The 19492-nt window shown below is 62.8% G+C and carries 13 protein-coding genes and 2 pseudogenes; 2 read left to right on the top strand and 13 right to left on the bottom strand.

Annotated features, from left to right (window positions below):
* Positions 1-1416: 1416 nt before the first annotated feature.
* From AC1DWT_RS34645 to AC1DWT_RS34620, 6 genes are all read right to left on the bottom strand, one after another.
* A complete protein-coding gene (locus AC1DWT_RS34645) occupies positions 1417-2349 on the bottom strand; it encodes a PDR/VanB family oxidoreductase (protein WP_095870044.1) in 933 nt (310 codons plus the stop codon).
* Positions 2350-2477: 128 nt separating this feature from the next.
* Positions 2478-3602, bottom strand: a complete 1125-nt coding sequence (locus tag AC1DWT_RS34640) for an aromatic ring-hydroxylating oxygenase subunit alpha (protein WP_095870043.1) — start codon at positions 3600-3602, stop codon at positions 2478-2480.
* Positions 3603-3684: 82 nt separating this feature from the next.
* Positions 3685-4827 carry an ABC transporter ATP-binding protein gene (locus AC1DWT_RS34635; protein ID WP_477924109.1) on the bottom strand — a complete coding sequence of 381 codons (1143 nt, stop codon included), beginning with the start codon at positions 4825-4827 and terminating at the stop codon, positions 3685-3687.
* Positions 4817-5620: an ABC transporter permease gene (locus tag AC1DWT_RS34630; protein WP_241031764.1), complete on the bottom strand. Its 804-nt coding sequence runs from the start codon at positions 5618-5620 to the stop codon at positions 4817-4819. Before AC1DWT_RS34630 ends, AC1DWT_RS34635 begins: the two co-directional genes overlap by 11 nt.
* A 3-nt stretch (positions 5621-5623) precedes the next feature.
* The gene (locus AC1DWT_RS34625) at positions 5624-6565 is read right to left on the bottom strand and encodes an ABC transporter permease (protein ID WP_095870041.1); all 942 of its coding nucleotides are present in this window, start codon (positions 6563-6565) and stop codon (positions 5624-5626) included.
* Between the two features lie 4 nt (positions 6566-6569).
* A complete protein-coding gene (locus AC1DWT_RS34620; protein ID WP_095870040.1) occupies positions 6570-7604 on the bottom strand; it encodes an ABC transporter substrate-binding protein in 1035 nt (344 codons plus the stop codon).
* Between the two features lie 560 nt (positions 7605-8164).
* On the opposite strand from AC1DWT_RS34620, the gene AC1DWT_RS34615 reads away from it, so the two are divergent.
* Positions 8165-9265: a zinc-binding dehydrogenase gene (locus tag AC1DWT_RS34615; RefSeq protein ID WP_095870039.1), complete on the top strand. Its 1101-nt coding sequence runs from the start codon at positions 8165-8167 to the stop codon at positions 9263-9265.
* A gap of 84 nt (positions 9266-9349) precedes the next feature.
* On the opposite strand, the gene AC1DWT_RS34610 is transcribed toward AC1DWT_RS34615, so the two are convergent.
* The 7 genes and pseudogenes from AC1DWT_RS34610 to AC1DWT_RS34580 form a co-directional block, all read right to left on the bottom strand.
* Positions 9350-12208, bottom strand: coding sequence for an FAD-binding and (Fe-S)-binding domain-containing protein (locus tag AC1DWT_RS34610; RefSeq protein WP_477924117.1), 2859 nt, complete (start codon positions 12206-12208; stop codon positions 9350-9352).
* Between the two features lie 22 nt (positions 12209-12230).
* Positions 12231-13679 carry an aldehyde dehydrogenase family protein gene (locus AC1DWT_RS34605; RefSeq protein ID WP_095870038.1) on the bottom strand — a complete coding sequence of 483 codons (1449 nt, stop codon included), beginning with the start codon at positions 13677-13679 and terminating at the stop codon, positions 12231-12233.
* A gap of 43 nt (positions 13680-13722) precedes the next feature.
* Positions 13723-15174 (bottom strand): aminobutyraldehyde dehydrogenase, encoded by a 1452-nt coding sequence (locus AC1DWT_RS34600; protein ID WP_283334545.1) that lies wholly within the window; start codon positions 15172-15174, stop codon positions 13723-13725.
* A 144-nt stretch (positions 15175-15318) separates the two neighbouring features.
* Entirely contained in the window at positions 15319-16209 is an 891-nt protein-coding gene (locus AC1DWT_RS34595) for an MBL fold metallo-hydrolase (RefSeq protein WP_095870036.1), read from the bottom strand.
* A 32-nt stretch (positions 16210-16241) separates the two neighbouring features.
* Positions 16242-16439, bottom strand: a pseudogene (locus AC1DWT_RS34590) (acetyl-CoA C-acyltransferase); the annotation flags it as partial.
* Between the two features lie 95 nt (positions 16440-16534).
* Positions 16535-16686: pseudogene (locus tag AC1DWT_RS34585) on the bottom strand (IS3-like element ISRhosp1 family transposase); the annotation flags it as partial.
* 34 nt (positions 16687-16720) lie between these two features.
* Positions 16721-18094 carry an MFS transporter gene (locus AC1DWT_RS34580; protein WP_095870035.1) on the bottom strand — a complete coding sequence of 458 codons (1374 nt, stop codon included), beginning with the start codon at positions 18092-18094 and terminating at the stop codon, positions 16721-16723.
* Between the two features lie 527 nt (positions 18095-18621).
* Between AC1DWT_RS34580 and AC1DWT_RS34575 the strand changes: the two genes are divergently transcribed.
* Positions 18622-19492, top strand: an 871-nt coding sequence (locus tag AC1DWT_RS34575; protein ID WP_477924116.1) for a LacI family DNA-binding transcriptional regulator, incomplete at its 3' end; no start/stop codon positions are given.

Here is a 19492-nt window from a genome sequence, read left to right as displayed (position 1 = left end):
GCATGTCGAGGAACGACTGAAGCGTGGAAAACCGGAAGGCCGAGGGGCATCAGCCGCATCTTGCCAATCGATTGGTGCCGACTTTACCGCCGCAAAGGCGCCCGCAGCAAGGCTCCGCGTTGACTCATCGGAAATCCCGCGTAGGTCCATTCGTTGCCTCACCTGATAATGCCCGCGTAGCGGCGTGTCGGTCGGGAGTTCGGGTGGTGGCGGTAGGGCCGGATGATGGGACTGTCGAGGGCCGAGCGCAAAGCTGTGCCGAAGACGATCGCGACCCGCTACACGCGGGCCGACAAGGTCGCCAGGGAATCATCCTCGACGAACTGTGTCGCACGACCGGCTGGAACCGTGACCACGCTCGCATAGGTACTACATACGGTGTTGATCCCTCGCGTCGTCACAGCACGCGCACCTCGGCCCGCAAAATACGGACCGAAGGTCATTGCGGCGCTGGTATTCTTCTGGGAATGCCCGCCGGCAAGCGCCTGGCACCGACACTGCCCGAGTTGGTACCACTGTTGCGTCGGTTCTCCGAACTCGCGATCGACGACGACACGGTAACGCTTGGGCGGTTGTCTGATAGTGGCTTCACCAGTCGCGGCGGCGCCGGAGAGGTTCCCGCAACAGCTCGCGCGACCCTCGGGCGAAGACATGGGTGGCCCGTTCACGAGAGCTACCGGAAGGGACTGACGCAGAGCCCGCGCCCTATGTCGAGCAGAAGGCTTGGCCGTGAACCATAAGCGCACACAGAGATTGTGGCCCGAGGAAGGCTTGAGACGTCCGGTCAAAGTTCGCTAGAAACGCCGAATCGGCGAGGGTCGCAATCAACGGTTGCGGGCCACGGATCCGGACCAGATGTTGGCGTTGGACTTCCAGGTCGATACCACGGTCGACGGCCGACAGGTGCGGTTCCTCCATATCGTCGACGAGTTCACCTCAGAGGCCCTTGCGACGCAGGCGTTTCGGTCCTGCAGCACGAATCAGTTGATCGAAGTGCTCAAGCGGGGTACGCCTCGGGTGATCGGAACTCGAGCGATCCCTGTGGTCGGTAACTGTTGTACTCGAGCCTCCAATCGTCAACAAGGGCCTGCTCCTCGGTCAGCGATGGAACACCTCGCAGGCGAGGAATTCGTTGGAATTGAGAATGGGGCCCAGTCATGTCTTCTATAACTTCATCGTGGTGGAGACTTTCCTCGCCGCCGACGTCGATGCACACGAGTTCTGGACAGTGCAGACTCAATCATCCGTGACATGAGTTCGCGCGCGGAATTGGGCAATTCTCGAAACTCGCCGGATGTACACGACGTGCGTCCCCGACGATGGACGCTCGGTCCGCATACACGGGAGTAGCCCCTCTGCACCGGGGTGCCCGACGACGATCATCGAACACCCCGGCACGCCACAGGACTCCAAGTCTTAGAGATCCAGCACCAACCGCGTATCGTGACAACGCGAGACACAGATCATCATGGTGTCGTTCGCTTCCTTCTCCTCGTTTGACAGGAGTGAGTCACGGTGGTCGACGCGCCCCGCCAGAACAACGGTTTCGCAGGTTCCGCACGTCCCCTCGCGGCACGTGAACGCTGGCGCCAATCCATCCGCCTCAAGAGCTTCCAGTACGGAACGCCCCGCAGGCACGATAACGGTGCGGTCACTGCGCTCAAGGCGAACCTCAAATTGGATGTCCAGGGCATTCTCGATGACTTTGGGACTGAACCGCTCCGAATGGGGCGCTGCCCTTCCCTGATGCGAGCATGCCGCCTCAAGGGCCGTCAACAGCGGCTCGGGACCGCATGCGTACACCTCCGCACCCCGTGGCGTGTTCGACAGAACTCCGTGGAGATCGAGCAGTCCGAACTCGTCTTGTGGCTGGAGGACGACCCGGTCGCCGTATGCCGCCAATTCGTCCCTGTAGGCCATCGAGGCCCGAGTCCGACCTCCGTACAGCAACTTCCAGTCTGATCCGGTTCGCTCAACGCTGGCGATCATCGCTAAAATCGGGGTGATGCCGATCCCGCCGGCGACGAAGAGATAGCTTTCCGCGGGAACCAATTCAAAGTGATTCCGCGGTGCGCGGACTATCAGCTCGCGCCCCGGAACCGCAATATCGTGAAGCAGTTGCGATCCGCCGCGGCCATCCGCCACCCGCAGAATCGCAATGCGATACCTATCGCGATCGCGGGGGTCACCGCACAACGAATACTGCCTAGTCACAGAATCGCTGATAACGACGTCGATATGAGCGCCGGGCCCCCACGCCGGCAACCCGTCGGTACCTGGCGCCGGCGTAAGGGTGAGGGCTATGACGTCGTCCGCGACATCTAGACGCTCGTTCACCAGCACCGCCATATCGGACGTGCGGTCAGCACGGGCAGGCTTCACCGTGACACCTCCGCTGTCGCTCACCAGTTCACCATCGCTCTCATAACGTGACACGGACGTGCGCCGAGGCGTGCGTGAGCACGCCTCGGCCACGACTATCGCCCAATCGCCTCGAGGTATAGCCGCTTGAAATTGCGGTTGATGGTCTCGTAGACATCGTTGTAAGGACCAGGCTCGTATGCGGGAGACTTGAGACCACGCTGGATCAACTCACACAGGTCGTCATCCTGTTGACGGGTGACAATGCCGACTTCGCGCAGATGCGCGAGGTCGTAGTCGACGCCCTCGATTGCGTCTGCGTTCACAAGGCCGATGACGCGGGACTCGGTCGTCGTTGGGGTAAGTGGCTTGTAGGTCGTAATTTTGACAAAGTCGGGCAGGACGACCATCTCCAGCGAACCCGTGTGCCAAGACACGTACGAGGCTTGGGTCGGCGGGCTGTCGGGATCGCCGAGCATCTTCTTGACACCGAACTTGCCGTCGATCGTCAACGACTCGTCCAGGAGCGGGTAGTTATCGGTCCAGTCGAAGTCCCCGTCGGGGATCGTGTCCCCGAGCGGCCCGTCGCGCTCGACGCGAACTACCTTACTGACCTCAGGATGGTTCACAGCACAGTGATAGCACTCTAAGCCATTCTCCCACAGCACTTTCCAGTTGCAATTCAGAATCTTCTTCACGTCCCATGCCACCCGAGTGTGCTCGAGCCTGTACTGGCTCAGATCTGCTGCGGCGAGATGCTCCGCGACGGTGGTTTCCGGGTTTTCACTGAAATTGACGAACACCAGACCAGCCCAGACGTCCACTGCTGCCCTCTTTAGCGGATAGGCGGACTTGTCGAAGTCAGCATGCATGCGAGGCGCGGACATGAGCTTTCCGTCATGATCGAAGGACCACGCATGGTACTGACACACGATGGCACGCTTGCAGTTCCCTTCCTCCGCATCCACGAGGCGTGATCCCCGGTGACGACAGACATTGTGAAGGGCGTTCAGGTCACCGGAACGATTTTTGGTCACGATCACCGAGTAGTCGACGAAGTCGAACTTGATGAAGTCACCCGGGTTTGCAAGCTGCGATATGTGCCCGACATAGTGCCACCGCTTGAGGAAGAATGTGTCCAGTTCCCGCTGGAACCAGTCCGGGCTGACATAGGCATCACGCGGTAAACCAACGTTCGGCAGATCCTTGATTGCAATTTCTGAAGACGCGGTAATAGTCATCGTTCAGTCCTTTCGTGCACCAGTGTGCAGTATGTTCATGGTCCACACCCCAATCAGGGGCAGAGCCCTCTCCCGATCACGGTCAGGTGAGGGCGGGCGTCGCCAGTTCCCGCTCCGCGCTGCTCTGCGCATCCGGCAGAAGCGTTGCAGCACCGAAGTCCCACGAGATGGTGACGTCGTCGCCGCGGCGAAGCTGATCGCCGGTCACCGCAGGCTCTCGCACCGTGATCCGGCCGTGCCCCGGAACATCGATTTCCAAGCGGCGGGTGGCGCCGAGGTAGACAAGATCCGCCACCACGCCCGGCAGCGAGCATCCGTCGGAGGCATTCGTGCAGTTCGAAGCGCCGACTCGGCAGACCTCCGGTCGCAGGAGGAAGGACGCCGACACTCCGATCGGAGCATCCGTTCTTTCGACGCGAACTCGTGAGTCGCCGATGGCGACGACAGCCTCATTGCCGATGTCCTCAGCGGGTCCGGTGAAGATGTTCGACTCACCGAGGAAGTTCGCCACGAAACGGCTGGCCGGCCGACGGTACAGGGTTTCACCCGTGTCGCACTGCTCGATCCTGCCCTCGTTGAACACCGCGATACGATCCGACAGCGTCAGCGCCTCTTCCTGATCATGCGTGACGAGCATGATGGTGACGCCAAGCTCTCGGTGAATGCGGCGGATCTCCCCTTGGAGGGAGTCACGCAGCTTCTTGTCCAGTGCGCCGAGCGGTTCGTCCATGAGGAGAATCGGAGGGTCGAATACCACGGCCCTGGCTAGGGCGACTCGCTGCTGTTGACCGCCAGAGAGCTGCTTCGGGTAGCGATCACCGAACTCTCGGAGATGCACGAGATCGAGTGCCAGACCGACCTTCTCCTTGATCTGTGCCCGAGTCATCTTCCGCCGCTTGAGTGGGAAGGCGATGTTCTCCGATGCCGTCATATGCGGGAATAGAGCATAGTTCTGAAAAACCACGCCGATGTTGCGACGATGCGGCGGACGAGAGCTGATCGACTCTCCTCCGAGCAGGATCTCTCCCGCTGTCGCTGGAGTGAAACCGGCGATCATGCTGAGCGTCGTCGTCTTTCCGGACCCACTGGGGCCCAGCAGGGTGACAAACTCGCCCGGCTTAATGGACAGATCGACCGACTTGACCACGYCATTCTTGCCGTAGTTTTTGCTGAGGCCTACGAGGTCAAGGGCAACGCCCGCCCCGCTGTGCGTTTCAGACCGCATTCTTCTTACTCCTTGTGATACGTACGGCGATGACAGCAAGGAACAGCGCCACAGTCACGCCGCTCGCCAACGCTGATGCTGCAGCGATTGTCGGATCCGAGTCCCTTGCGACGCTCGAATACATCTGGACCGGAAGGGTGGTTTGAAGCGGCGAGGCGAGAAAGATCGACACGAGGGTTTCGTTGAAGGACCCCAGGAAGGCCAGCAAAGCGCCMGTCGCCACACCGGGCAGGATGATTCTGAGCGTCACCAGCATGAAAGTCGTCACCGGCGGTGCGCCGCACGAGGCCGCAGCCTGTTCGAGGCTTCGATCCAGACTCTGTAGTGAAGAGGTCACGCTGATCACCACGAACGGCAGCACGAGCACTACGTGAGCCAGAACGAAACCGAGGACAGTGCCGGAGATCCGCCACTGGAGGAACATCGAGTACATTCCGATGCCGGCGACGACAGCGGGAACAACGGTGGGAAGGAGAATGATCGACTGGATACCTGCGACCAGACGCCGCGACTTGGACCGATGGAGCCCCAGCGCAGCTATAGTGCCTAGGACTGTCGCCAGGACCATGACGATGGTGGCTGTTTGCAGGGAGTTCAAAAAGGCGTTGTACCACTTGGCGTTCTGGAAAAAGTTCTCGTACCACTGCAGTGACCATCCAGGAGGCGGGAACACAAAGCTTCCCGCGCTCGTGAAGCTCACGATCGTCACGACGACGATCGGCGCCACAATCCATACGAACACGATGGCTGCCCAGACGGCCAGCAGAAACCTGCTTGGAGCTATGCGCGACACGAATTAACTCTCCCTCGAGTCGGTGCCCAGGGACGTGATTGCCGGCCCGACGAACCGTCTTCCTGCGAGCAACAGAACCGCGGTGGCCACGATCATGACTGCAGCTATGGCACCGCCACGACCCCAGGACAACAGCGTGCTGATTTGTGTATAGAGGAACTGTGACAGAAGTACCTGGTTGGGCGATCCCAGTAGGTCCGGGGTGACGTAGAAGCCGAGCGAGATGACGAAGACCAAGAGGCTTCCCGCCAGAACCCCCGGAATCGAGAGCGGAAAATACACCTTCAAGAATGCGACGGCAGGACGAGCGCCCAGGGTGTGTGCGGCACGCACAAGACTCATGTCGATTCTGCTCATCGTCGCATACAGCGGCAGCACCATGAACGGAAGCATCGCCTGAATCATCGCGATGGTCGCGCCGGGTACCGATCCCGAGAGTTGCAGCTGTTCCAGCCCCAGAGAACGACCGAGCTGGTCCACCGGTCCATTGTCCTGCAACAGGATCACCCAGGCGAACGTCAATGCCACGGGCGACGAACAGAACTGCACCAGAACCACACCGAGGAGAACCGTTCGCCACATCGGCTTCGCGACGGTGATGAGGTAGGCGTAGGGGTAGGCGATCAGGAGGCATCCGATCGTGATCGCCACACCTGTGACCAAAGTTCGGACAAGAATGGTGACGTTCACTGATTCGCCGAGAAACCACGTGAAGTTGTCGAATCCGCCGACCTGGGGAGCCTGGAAATCCGTGAAGCCCCGCCGCAGCGCCTCGAACGTCGGCCAGGCGAAGAGCACCGTGATCATCGCCAACGCCGGTAGCGCCAGCCAGAGCCAGTCCGATGGCAGCCTCCTGCGGTGCTTGGGTCGCGACGACGATTCCCCTTCGCCGTTGGGTCGAGCGTCGCTGGAGTGGCGACCGTCGACGTCAGCTGTAAGTGTCATGGCGTCAGCCCGCCTGCCAGGTAAGCCATGCCTGGTCAACTCGGTCGTTATTCTCGCTCCACCACTTCATGTCTACGATGTGCGTGTCATCCAGATGGCCGGACTCTGTCGCAGAGAACTTCCTGCCGAGCTCGTCCAGTTCGACACTGGAGCCTTCGACGGTCGGTGCGTACGGAACTGCTTCCGCCAACTGCTCCTGTGGCGCGGGCGTCGCGATGTAGGAGAGGAACTTCTGTGCCGCCTCCTTGTTGGGAGCCCCCTTTGGGATGGTGAGCTGATCCGTTGCTCGCATCGCGGTGTTCCACACGGGCGCGTACGGTGCGCCGTCCTTCGCGGCGGTATGCGCCCGGCCGCTATATACCAACGCCATCGCAACCCCGCCCGAGTTGAGCTGCTCGGTCGACTGGGCAGTCGTCCCGTACCACGAGACGTCGTTCCGCAATGTGGCCAACTTCGCCATCGCGCGCTCGTAGTCGAGTGGGTAGAGATTCTCGGGCGCGACACCGTCTGCCATGAGAGCAAGCTCTAGCTGTCCTGGCACTGCATAATCCCACATCCCCCGCTTACCCGGGTACTTCGCGGTGTCGAAGAAGTCCGCAATCGAGGTGGGTGGATTGTTGCCGAATAGGTCCTCGTTGTAGACCATCACGAACGATTGCTGCAGCACCGGCAGCCCGCAGTCGCTGAAGATCAGATCCGGATCGATCTGTGACATGTCGACAACGGTCCGGTCAATCGGTTCGAGCAGTTCACCACATTTGGCGACAGCGACGTCGGTAGCCACCTGTACGACGTCCCAGGAAACGTTGCCCGACTGCACCATTGCCTGAAGCTTGGCGTAATCGGTCGGCGAGTCCTGAACCACCGTGATGCCGTTCTGCTCCGCGAACGGATCGGTCCAGTACTGCTCCTGAAGCGCCTGACCGTCGCCCCCCCACGACACAAATGTCATCGCATCTTCCGCTCCAGGCGACGCGCCACACGCGGTGAGTAGAGCAACGCTCCCGGCGAACGCTGCTGCAGAGATAGGCTTCTTCATGTTTCTTCTCCTGTCGACGCTGCGGGACGGCCCGCCGGTGGGGTGACCGTCGCGTCCGCGGTTACTGGGGGATGCTCACATCGCAGTGCAATTTGGTCGGACTCTCGCCTGTCCTGGTGTGGCGGCTTTCATCCTCATCACTGATCGCTTTGCCAATCGATTGGTATCGACCATAGCTGTGATGTGTGTCGCACACAAGTCCGAGAGTGAGTGTTTACGTGGACGCAATTGAAGCTGAGCTAATGAAACAGTTCTGCAACAGATGCTCCCCCGCCCTCAGTCTCGCCGGCGCGTCACTTTCGTCCTTAGATATGTCCGCAACAACCGACACCTGGAGCCGAACGCCGCGCGAAATTTGCGCGCTGCCGCAGCTGCAGCCGCGTGTGACATCCCAAGATCCAAGGCTGTTGATTCGCTACGCAATCCGATGCTCAACCATCGACTGCAGCGYGGCCTTCAGGTATCGTTCCAAACGATTGGCAAGGGTTGGCCATCGTTTCCCGAATCCCCTCTGGAGCCCGCCCTGTCATCCTCGACTGCCATCTCGACGAAGGACAATCATGAACTCGATTACGGCCAACGCGCTCGTGTTCACTGCCCAAGGGAACCTCGAACTAGACGTCGTGGACATCCAGGCGCCGGGCCCGGGCGAGATCCGCGTGCGGCTGAAGGCCAGCGGCGTGTGTCACTCCGACCTGCACGTCGCCAACGGAGACTGGGGCTCAAAGGTTCCGACGGTTCTCGGCCATGAGGGGGCCGGAATTATTGAATCGGTCGGCCCCGGAGTATCCCCAGACCGAGTCGGGGAGCACGTCGCACTGTCCTGGTTCGCTCCCTGCCTCAAGTGCAAGTACTGCGTCAGCGGTCGGCAGTGGGCGTGCCGCGACACTACCGCCAACGACGCGGTTATGGCGGACGGGACCACCCGCATCCGCCGAGCAGGTGCCAGCATTCACGCCTTCCTCAACGTCGGCAGCTTTGCCGAGTACGCGGTGGTGCCGGAGTCCGGCGCCATTACGATCCCCGCCGAGCTTCCGTTCGAGATCGCCGCACTCATCGGGTGTGCTGCAACCACCGGAATCGGGGCGGTGCTCAATACAGGCAAAGTGCCGGCGGGGAGTTCCGCCGCGGTTGTCGGATGTGGAGGTGTCGGACTATCGGTGGTGATGGGCCTTGCACTTGCCGGCGCCAACCCGATCATTGCAGTCGACATGTCCGACGAGAAGTTGGCAGCAGCCAAGGCGGTCGGTGCAACGCACGTCATAAATGCCGCCGACGGAACGGTCGTGGAGCAGATTAGGGAGTTGACCGACGGCGGCGTCGAGTACGCCTTCGAGGCAGCGGGGCGGGTGGACACCGCCGAGCAGTGCGTGTCGATGACATGTGCCGCAGGAACCGCAGTTCTGGTGGGCATGCCATCGGGCGGTACGGCCCTGCCTTTGAACCTGCTCGACGTGACCCTCAACGGCAAGTCGGTCGTGGGATGCAGCTACGGCGGTTCCACCCCGTCGCTTACCTTCCCGATGCTGGCGGAACTGTACATGTCGGGTCGGCTTCCCCTGGACAAGCTGGTGGGACGTCGGATCGAGCTCGGCGACGTGCCGCATGCGTTCGAGGAGATGAAGGTCGGACGCGGCCTCCGCTCGGTCGTCTGCTACTGATCTGCAGAGCTCGAGTAACTACTTGACTCTGCCCGCCCACCGGCTCGGTGGGCGGGCAGAGTTTGTCTCTGACCTTAGTGAAGGTCAGCGGCCGGCGAGGAGCTCGGCAAGGTGGAGCACCTCGGTGGCGGGGTGGAGGTTGTCGATCTGGGTGCGGCAGGAGAATCCATCGGCAAGGACAACGGCCTGAGGGGGGAGGGTGCGCAGCGCCGGGAGGAGCTGCGTCTCGGCTACCGCTACGGACACCTCGTAGTGGTCACGTTCGGCACCGAAGTTTCCGGCCAGGCCACAGCAACCACCGACCGTCGTTACCTTGGCGCCGGCTCGCTCCAGAAGTGCACGGTCGGCGTCCCAGCCGATCACGGCATGGTGATGACAGTGGGGCTGCGCGGTGATCTCCAGGCCTGAGAGGTCTGGCGGGGTGTAATCGGCGTCCGCAGAGAGTAGTTCGGCCAAGGTACGCACTGCCGAGGACACCTGTGCCGCGTCCGAGGTGTCGACGAGCTCGACCAGATCAGATCTCAGCGCGGCGGTACAGGACGGTTCGATTCCCAGCACGGTGGCGCCACGCTGTACATAGGGATACAACACGTCAACCGTGCGCCGCAGCCGCCGCCGCGCTCCGTCGAGTTGGCCGGTCGAAGTCCACGTCAGTCCGCAGCACACCTCGCTTGCGGGCAGATGGACCGCGTATCCCGCGTCGTTCAGAAGGTCGATGGTGGCTGTTACCACCCGCGGATTGAAGCTCGAGCTGAAGGTGTCGACGAAGAGAACGACCTCTCGACCTGGCGTGTACTTTCCGACACCCGGTGGTCCAGTCTTCACCGCAGCCTTGAACGCGGCCCTGTCGGTGGACGCGGCCAACTGAGGGATGGAGCGTCGTGCGTCGATACCCGCGAACCACATCAGCGGCCGGTGCAGAGGCTCTACGCTGCTGAGGCCGTTGAACAGTGCTGGGAGGCGAYGCGCGAGACGCAACCACAACGGCAGCCAGCCGAGCGAGTAGTGCGAACGCGGGCGCAGCCGCCCGGCATACCGAGCGTTGAGCACCTCGGCTTTGTACTTGGCCATGTCGACACCGGTCGGGCAGTCCGACTTGCACCCCTTACAGCCCAAACACAGGTCCAGCACATCGCCTACTTCCGGAGACTGCAAACCGTTCGGACCGAGCTTTCCCGACACCGCGTCTTGGAGCACCCGTGCCCGCCCGCGAGTGGAGTCCTTCTCGTTCCTCGTGGCCTGGAAGGATGGGCAGATGACGCTGTCAGGTGCCGGGTTCGCTGCGACACATCGTCCGACGCCCGTGCAGCGGTGCACGGCATCGAAGAGACCGGCCGAGTCGTCCGGATAGCTGAACGCCGCGGAGCGCGCCAGGGGCAGTGGCGTCGTGTAGCGGATATCGGCCTCCACCGGAACGGGATCGACAACGATTCCGGGATTGAGCAGGTTCTCGGGATCAAAGTGCGCCTTGACCTTCCGGAAGACGTCGATGGCTGCAGCCGAGTACATGTGCGCGAGCAGCTCGCCGCGCGCTCGACCGTCACCATGTTCACCCGACATTGATCCCCCGTATTTGGCCACGAGTGTCGCTGCATCGTCGAGGAAGTCCCGATAGCGCCGGCGACCCCCACTGTCGTCGAGGTCGAAGTCGATGCGTACGTGTACACACCCGTCCCCGAAGTGACCGTATGGGACACCCGTGAACCCGTGGCCGGTGAGCAACTCTTCGAAACGAGTCAGATAATCCGCGAGGTGCTGCGGAGGCACTGCCGCGTCTTCCCATCCTGCGTGGGCGGGGCGGCCTGTGGACGTACGTGCGACCAGACCAGACCCGTCTTCACGGATCTTCCACAGGGCAGCCATTTGCGCCGACGAGGTCACGACCCGATGGTCCAAGGCCCGGCTGGCGTCGGCCACAGCGTCGGCCACAGCGGCGAGGGCAGACTTCTCTTCGCCGACCACTTCGACGAACAGCCATCCGGCGCCCTCTGGAAGGTCGCGTACTGCAGCCGACCTGTCCGCGACTGCGTTCGTGATGCGACGGTCGAGGCCTTCGCAGGCAACCGGAGAAAATGGAAGGATCGCCGGGACCGCGGCGGCAGCGGCGATCATGTCGGGGAATCCAAGCACGACCATGACTTTGTGCGCAGCGTCGGCAACGAGACGGATATCGGCCTCCACTACCGTTGCCAGCGTTCCTTCGCTGCCCACCAACATTTTCGTGACGTCGAAGCCGTTCTCAGGAAGCAGGTTTTCAAGCGCGTAGCCCGAGACTTGCCGCCCGAACCGGCCGAACTCGGTGCGGATGGTGGCTAGCGAGTTCATCGTGGTGGTTTGCAATCCCCGCAGAACAGATGACCCGTCGCTGGATCCGTCTGCGAGGCTTCCGAGGCGGAGGTGCTCACCCGTACCGGTCACCACATGCAGGCCGTACACGTTGTCGCTGGTGCGTCCGTACCCCAGAGCCCGCGAACCGCATGCGTTGTTTCCGATCATTCCGCCGATCGTGCATCGAGAGTGGGAGGACGGATCTGGACCGAAACGCAGACCGTACGGGGCTGCGGCTCGCTGCAGCGTCGCGTGTGCGGCGCCCGCCTGTACTCGAGCCCGGTTGCTCTCGAAGTCCACGCCAAGCACGCCGTTGAGGTGTCTCCTGTGATCAACCACGAGTCCGGTGCCGATGGCGTTGCCTGCGATCGATGTGCCGGCGCCGCGGCTGGTAATCGGGATGCCGTGTGCGGTGGAGACCGACATGATGGCGTCGATTTCGTCGATGGCCCGCGGGAACACCACAGCGCTCGGTGGTACCCGGTAAACCGAGGCATCCGAGGAGTACAGCGATTTGGTCAGTGCACTGTCGTCGACCTCGACTCCCTGACGCCGTAGCGCCATCACTGCCTCGACAACCGCGGCGGGTGCGGGGTGCGTCACCGAGGAGATCATCTTGTCCGGTCCGCGTCCGCAGTCATCGGGAGAAGACACAGAGTCGCTCCACGGTGAGTGCGGAGGCGGTCGACTCGGGCCCCTCCTTGGTGTTTCCGGAGTTCCGGAGTCCTCCGTAGGGCATGTTGTCGGCGCGGAACGACGGTGCCTCGTTCACCAGAACCGCGCCGAAATCGAGTCTGTCGGTGGCCGCCAGGGCCTTGTCGAGGTTCTGGGTGAAGACGGCGGCCTGCAGGCCGTACTGTGAGTCGTTCGCCATGTCGATCGCTTGGTCGAAACTCTCTACTCCGACGACACTGACCACCGGGGCGAAGGCTTCCTTCTGAATGAGATCGCTGGACTGCGCAGCGTTGTTCACCACGGTCGGGGGTACAACCCCGTCGGATCGGCGTTCGCCGCCGGAAACGACTTCCGCTCCTTGCTCGGTTGCGGAACGTATTGCTGCAAGGGCGCGTTCGGCCACCCGGTTGTCGATCAGTGGGCCGCACACGACCTGCTCGTCCCGTGGGTCGCCGGAGACGATTTCACCGGTTCGTGCGACGAGCAGGTCGAGGAACTCGCCGTGTACGGCGCGATCGACGTAGATCCGCTGGACCGAGACGCAGGTCTGCCCGGCGAAGACGAACGCGTTCGGAGCGAGGAGATTCGCTGCTCGTTCGAGGTCGGCGTCGGGCTCGATGATGGCCGGACTCGCGTTTCCCAACTCGAGGAGGACCTTCTTGCGGGGGGCGCTTGCCGCGATGTGCCAGCCGACCTCGGTCGACCCGGTGAAGCTGATCGCCGCGACTCGCGGATCCTGGACGATCGAGGCGCTGATCTCTGCCGGCTCCCCTGGAACCACCGAGAGGTACCCAGCCGGGAGACCTGCGGCAGTACAGATGTCGGCGAGCACGAACGCGGTGAGCGGGGACTGCGGGGCAGGCTTCAATACGACCGGGCATCCTGCAGCCAACGCCGGAGCCAGCTTGTGAGCAACCAGATTGAGTGGGAAGTTGAACGGCGTGATTGCGGTGACGACCCCAATCGGGCGGTTTACGGTGTAGGCCAACTTGTTCGCCCCCGCAGCCGTGGCGTCCATTGCGACCATATTTCCAGTGCGTGTTCGCGCAACAGCGGCCGACACCCGGTACGTGCTTGCTGCCCGGACAACCTCGGATCGTGCCAGGGCGATCGGCTTACCCACTTCGGACGAGATCAGCAGTGCCAGCTCCTCACGCCGGCGCAGCAACTCCTCGGCCACCCGGTCGAGAACTGTGGCCCGCTCGTGTGCGGGGATTGGAGCGTCGAGCGCGGCATGGGCTAAGCCGACCGCCGCGGTGGCCTGCGCGGCGGTCGCTTGGCCGACACTCCCGACTGCTTCGCCGTCGTACGGGTTTGTGACATGCGCCCGACTCGAGGTGGAGATCTCCTCGCCACCGAGGAGGACGCCGCGCTCGAGCACTTGGCGGGAAAGGGCAGTGGTGAGAGACATTGATGCAGATCTCCTTGAGAGGGTTTGGTGGCCGGGACGCGTCTTACTCGGGCAGCGACCCGAACATCACGTGCCGCGCCTCTGTGTACTCGTGGACGATCGACGTCGACAGGTCTTTGCCGCCGCCGGAGGCCTTCCCTCCACCGTGCGGGAACTCGGGAGTCACGCTGAGGTGGTGATTGACCCAGACGCAGCCGAATTCCAGCTCGCGAGTGAAGCGGAGTGCTCGGTCGATGTCGCGGGTCCACACCGATGAGGCCAGGGCATATGGGGTGCCGTTCGCGAGCTGCAACGCCTCCTCCGCGGTCTTGAAGGACTGCGCCGTGACCACTGGTCCGAAGATCTCGTTCTGCACGACCTCGTCGTCCTGTTGGACTCCGACCAAGATGGTCGGATCCACGTAGTAACCGGGCAGCGCCCTCGCAGCGTCACCCCGCAGCACGTCGACGTGGTCCGGGCAACGGTCGAGAAAGCCAAGCACGCGTTCGTGTTGCCGAACATTGTTGACGGGGCCCAATCGGGTTGCGGCGTCACTGGTGAGACCCATTGTCATGCTTGACGCGGCGGCACGGAGTTCGTGGAGGAAGCTGTCGAAAATCGACTCGTGGACGATCATTCGCGCAGCCGCGGTGCAGTCTTGCCCCGCATTCCAGAAAGACGCGAGAGCGATGAATTGGGCGGCCGCCGCGGGATCGACGTCATCGAACACGACGACAGGTGCTTTCCCGCCAAGCTCCAGATGGGAGTGCTTGAGGCCCCGCGCGCTGAGCTCGGCAACACGACGACCTGCCGCCGTCGATCCCGTGATCGACACCATCTTCACCAGCGGGTGCCCGACGATCGCCTCACCGCAGTCGGCTGCGCCGGTGACGACGTTCAGAACTCCGGCTGGGAGGAACTCCGCGGCCACCTCGGCCAGAAGCAGGGTGGTCAGAGGGGTGGACTCCGCCGGCTTGAGCACGACAGTGTTACCCGCGGCCAGCGCGGGGCCGCACTTCCACACCGCCATCATCAGCGGGTAGTTCCACGGGGTGACCTGGCCGACGACGCCGAGCGGATCACGACGTAGGTAGGAGGTCGTGCCAGCGAGGTACTCCCCCGCGGTCGCGCCGCTGAGGGTTCGCGCCGCCCCCGCGAAGAAGCGGAGATGATCAACGACGGTCTCGATCTCTCCGCGTGCTGCGGTGATCGGCTTACCTGCATTACGGGACTCGAGCTGCGCGAACTCCTCGGCCCTGGTTTCCACCGCTTGGGCGATCCTCAGCAGCGCGGTGGAACGCTGACTCGGCGACACACGTCGCCATGTCCCGAACGCGCGATCGGCGCTTCGCACGGCATGATCCACATCCGAGGGCGAGCAGCGCGGGACGACTGCGAACTCCTCGGTTGTCGAGGGATCGACGATGCGGTCGACGTCCTCTGAGGTCGGGACGTAATTCTTGCCGTCAATGAACGGGTAGGCCGTGCCGGTATGCACCATGGGTTTGATCACCATTCTGTCGTCGGAAGGTTTGTTGCAGGTGACTGACGAGGGCGCTGACCAGTGCGAACGGAAGCAGATCGACTGCTAACGCCAATCGTTTGGCATGCTTGCCCAACGTATGCGATGGATACGGGGTGCGCAAGGCTCGCGCCAGACTCAGCTCCTGCCGCCGGCTGACGACGCCCGCACACCAAGCTGGGCGTAGCCTGCCTGCAGCGCTCCCGAGAATCTCCAGTCCAGTGGCCACGGCCACGATGCTGCTTCGCGGGCGAGGGCCATCGGCGCACCCTCGTCGACCAGCCGGCGGATCGAGTCAGCAGCGCTGGCGATCTCCAGTTGCTGACCTCGCGCCCAGGTCAGATCGGCGGGTTGCCCGTGTCCCGCAAGCACAACCGACCGCGCATCCAAGAGTGCGAGTGCAGAATCGAGGGCGCTCGCCCACTCCAGCGGATAGCAGTCATCGATGTAGACCGGTGGGCCTGTCGCTTCCAGCAAATCACCGAACTGCATGACGTTGGCATCAGGCACCCACACCACGAGGTCCCCGGCCGTGTGGCCGCGCCCTGGATGAACAAGCTCGACCCGGCGACCACCGATGTCGACGGTCATCCGATCGTCGAAAAGGTGGTCGGCGGGAAGGACGGGCGTTCCGAGGATCTCGGACGTCCGCGGATCCTTGGTCGGGTCCGCCGCATGCTCCCGCCGGTACCGGTCTTTGAACAACTCCGCGGACACAGGAGTGCGCTCGGCCGCACGACGAGTTGCGTAGATCGGGATGTTGTCGCCGCACACGGCTTTCGCGGTTGCGTTTCCAAAGACGTGGTCGAAGTGCTCGTGAGTGTTCACGATTGCGAGGACGTCGCCGCGGCCGAGTCGCCGAACGTCCGCCAGCACCGCGCGTGCCGCCTCGGCCGAGGAATGAGTGTCGACGAGGAGAACACCGCCGCCGCCCTCCACCAGTGTGACGTTGACGTCGTGCCACGCGTAGCGAGCCATCCAGACGCCGTCGGCCACCTCGTGGAAGCCCGTGTCATACTCGATCTTCATAGCGAATCCTATTGTCTTGCAGTGACTGTTAGTCAGCTGAGGCGTTCGCGCATCATCGCCATGCCCTGGCTGCCGCCGACGCACATGGTCTCGACGCCGAAGGCCTTGTCCTGCTCAAGTAGGTTGTTCAGCAGGGCGTTGGTGATGCGGGCACCGGTCATGCCGAACGGGTCACCGAGCGCGATCGCCCCGCCGGAGATGTTGATCTTGTCCTCGTCGAGGTCGAGGTCGTCGACCTTGGCCGGGTCGAGCTCCGGCACCTTGGCGAGGGCCGCGGCGACGGCAGCCAGGTCTGAGGTCGTCCCCCGGGAGTGGACACCCGATTTCATGCGGCGACTGACAGCGCAGACGACGCGATCAGTCGTTGATCGAACTCCTCTGGGGTGAGGTGTCCGAGGGCGGAGTGAGGCGACGTCGATTGAAGTACGAGAGCCACTCCCCCACCCGCACTTTCGTCGTCCAACCCGATCCGTGCAGTCGGACCTGGCAGGAACACTGCAGGTAACATATCTCAGTGGTGGAGACTGGACGACTCGCTGAGCTTCATCCCCTGGGTCTCGGGAGCCCACACGATGGATACGAGCAGACCGACCAACGTGATGGCGCAGGCGGCGTACATGGTGGCGGAGATGCCGTACTGCTCGAGTACAACCGGTACGAGAAAAGTTCCTGCGGCCGCACCAAATCGCGTGAACGCGGTGACCAGCCCCATGGCAGAACTGCGAAGGTCGGTGGGGAACAGCTCGTTGGGGTACACGAAGTTCATCACCTCCAGACCTCCGCTGAAGAGGGCGAACGCGATGAAGAATACGGCGATCCAGATGGCCGGCGCATCGGAGAACACGGCAAGCAGCAGCAACGGAACGGACTTGAGGGCAAAACTCCGGATGGTCAGGGTTCTACGGCCAACCTTGTTGACGATCCCGAGTGCGAGCAAGCAGCCAACAGCGAAGAACAGCTCGATGACGGCGGACCCGTAGGTAGCAGCATTACCTTCGAGATGCAGCGCGCCGATGAGTTGAGGGCCGAACGAGAAGATCGCGTACACGGGGATTATCGCGCTGGTCCAGCTGGCGATCACGAAGGCGAGGCGCCCGAGATAGCCGGAGCGGATGATTCCGCGGAGCCCGACGGTCCGCTCCCCTTCAGCGGGGACCTCGTCGACCGTAACCCCGGGACCGAACACGCGCTCCATAACGGTGTTCGCCTCTTCGATGCGCCCGTTTCGGGTGAGCCAGTACGGAGATTCGGGGGTTCCGACGCGCAGCACCCCGATGAGCAGCGCGGGGACGGCAGCGCTGACCAGCATCCATCGCCAGGCGTCGTCCCCGACCGTGGACAACAGCACCTGGCCGACGCCATAGGCAACGGCACCGCCCAGGAAGAACAGCGAGATGAGCACTCCCAAGAGCGGCCCACGGAATCGCTTCGGACTGAACTCGGTGAGTAGGGCCGAACCAATGGGATAGTCGACTCCGACGGCGAAACCGATGAGCAGCCGCATGATGAGCAGAGCGAGTGGCCCATCGATCCAGAACGACGCAATGGAGAGTACGGCGATGGCGAAGAGATCCCATTTGTAGATCCGCTGCCGGCCGAACTTGTCCGATAGGTAGCCACCGACGATGCCTCCGAAGAAGACACCGATGAGAATCGTCGCGGCGATGGCGCCCTTGGCGGCGGACGAGAGAGCGAACTCCGGCCCGATCTGGATCAGCGCAACACCGAAAATCGACAGGACGTAACCGTCGATGAACCCCGAACCGCCCGCGCACGCGGCAAGCCGGATCTGGAACAGACTCAGTCTTTCATTGTCGAGCGAAGCATCGCCGTTAGGCGGGGACGGTGATGTGGATGGGTACGCGGTGCCCGCGATCTCGGACATGTGACGCTCCTGTTCTGGGTGGACTCGCGCGCTTGCCGTATACCCATGTCGATATGTCTCTTCGGGTTTCGTGGCTGGATGTGGCCGGTGCGCGGGGCCTGGTGTGACGGTACGTCTGGTCTGGCCGGCCTGATTACCCGGACCCCCATGGCGCTGAGGCTGTCACGACGGCGTGTTGCTTCACCGTTCCGACTCTCCGGCTGCCCGGTCGCGATCGGCTGACGACGTCGAGGTCCGCGGCAGGTGGACACCCGTACCGCTCTCGTTCGTCTGCAGCCCTCATGTGACCTAGGCCTTGCCAAACGTTTGGTGTGACGATAATCGACCGCGTCGAGTGAACGCAAGGGGCGAGATCTCGGGAGAGCACGGTTTCAAAATCAAGCGAGAGTATGACGCAGATGACAATCGTTTGGCGTAGATTGCTGTGCGCACCACTGGACTGGTGGCTCTAACAGCCCGACGCCGGGTTCCTATCCTTTGCCTCACGACCGCAACTAACTCGAAAAGGGGGGGACGACTTGACCGCGATGAATATGAAGCAGTTGGCAGCGCTGGCCGGTGTCGACGTGTCCACTGTGTCACGCGCATTGCGAGGTGACAGCCGACGCGTGGCCGCGTCCACGATCGAACGCATCCAGACGCTGGCTTTCGACGCGGGCTATGTTCTCGATCCTGTTGCGTCCAGTCTGCGCGGAGGGCGCTCGCGCGTGCTCGGCGTGGTCGTCCCCGTCCTCAGCGACATCGTCATGGCCATACTCGCAACAGCCATCGAGGAAGCGTCCCGAGAATTGGGCTACCTTTCGGCCGTCATCGCGACACACGGCGACCCCGATGTGCGCTCCGCCGCGATCGATCATCTCCTCAGCCGGAAGGTGGACGGTTTCGTACTGTGCGACACGGAGGTGGGGCGTGCAATTCCCTCTCAACTCGAATCGGAATCTGTGCCGTTCGTTTTTGCCATGCGCCGGTCGGATTGCGCGGTTTCGGTGACTGCCGATGATCGCCGTGGCGGTTCGCTCGTGGCTGAGCATTTCGTCGCCATGGGACACGAACGGGTGGCAGTGGTCCCCGGGCCGGCCGCAGCGAGTACGTCGCTCGATCGAGTGGCCGGATTTGCCGAAGTGATAGCGCAACACCCGCAGATCACCGTCGTGTCCGTTTCCAGTCTCGGGGGATTCGGTGTCAACGACGGGCATCGCTACGTCACGGAGCTTCTCGCGGAGCACCAGGAACCCCCCACTGCCCTGTTTTGCGCGAACGACCACGCTGCGATTGGAGCAGGCCGGGCGCTCGCCGACCGCGGTCTGCGGGTCGGCGAGGACGTCGCGCTCGTCGGGTACAACGACATTCCGCAGGCCGCATACCTCGAAACACCCCTCAGCAGCGTCCGCACGGATC

The organism is Rhodococcus sp. P4_B6 (assembly GCF_056402215.1).
Note: the sequence above shows the minus strand (reverse complement) of the source record. Positions and strands in the feature narration are given on the sequence as shown.

What these genes read in the sequence shown, in the direction of transcription:
- AC1DWT_RS34640 (WP_095870043.1), bottom strand. Translation starts at nt 3,602, where the DNA reads ATGACTATTACCGCGTCTTCAGAAATTGCAATCAAGGATCTGCCGAAC.
- AC1DWT_RS34620 (WP_095870040.1), bottom strand. Translation starts at nt 7,604, where the DNA reads ATGAAGAAGCCTATCTCTGCAGCAGCGTTCGCCGGGAGCGTTGCTCTA.
- AC1DWT_RS34595 (WP_095870036.1), bottom strand. Translation starts at nt 16,209, where the DNA reads ATGAAGATCGAGTATGACACGGGCTTCCACGAGGTGGCCGACGGCGTC.
- AC1DWT_RS34615 (WP_095870039.1), top strand. Translation starts at nt 8,165, where the DNA reads ATGAACTCGATTACGGCCAACGCGCTCGTGTTCACTGCCCAAGGGAAC.
- AC1DWT_RS34645 (WP_095870044.1), bottom strand. Translation starts at nt 2,349, where the DNA reads ATGGCGGTGCTGGTGAACGAGCGTCTAGATGTCGCGGACGACGTCATA.
- AC1DWT_RS34625 (WP_095870041.1), bottom strand. Translation starts at nt 6,565, where the DNA reads ATGACACTTACAGCTGACGTCGACGGTCGCCACTCCAGCGACGCTCGA.
- AC1DWT_RS34580 (WP_095870035.1), bottom strand. Translation starts at nt 18,094, where the DNA reads ATGTCCGAGATCGCGGGCACCGCGTACCCATCCACATCACCGTCCCCG.
- AC1DWT_RS34605 (WP_095870038.1), bottom strand. Translation starts at nt 13,679, where the DNA reads ATGTCTCTCACCACTGCCCTTTCCCGCCAAGTGCTCGAGCGCGGCGTC.
- AC1DWT_RS34600 (WP_283334545.1), bottom strand. Translation starts at nt 15,174, where the DNA reads ATGGTGATCAAACCCATGGTGCATACCGGCACGGCCTACCCGTTCATT.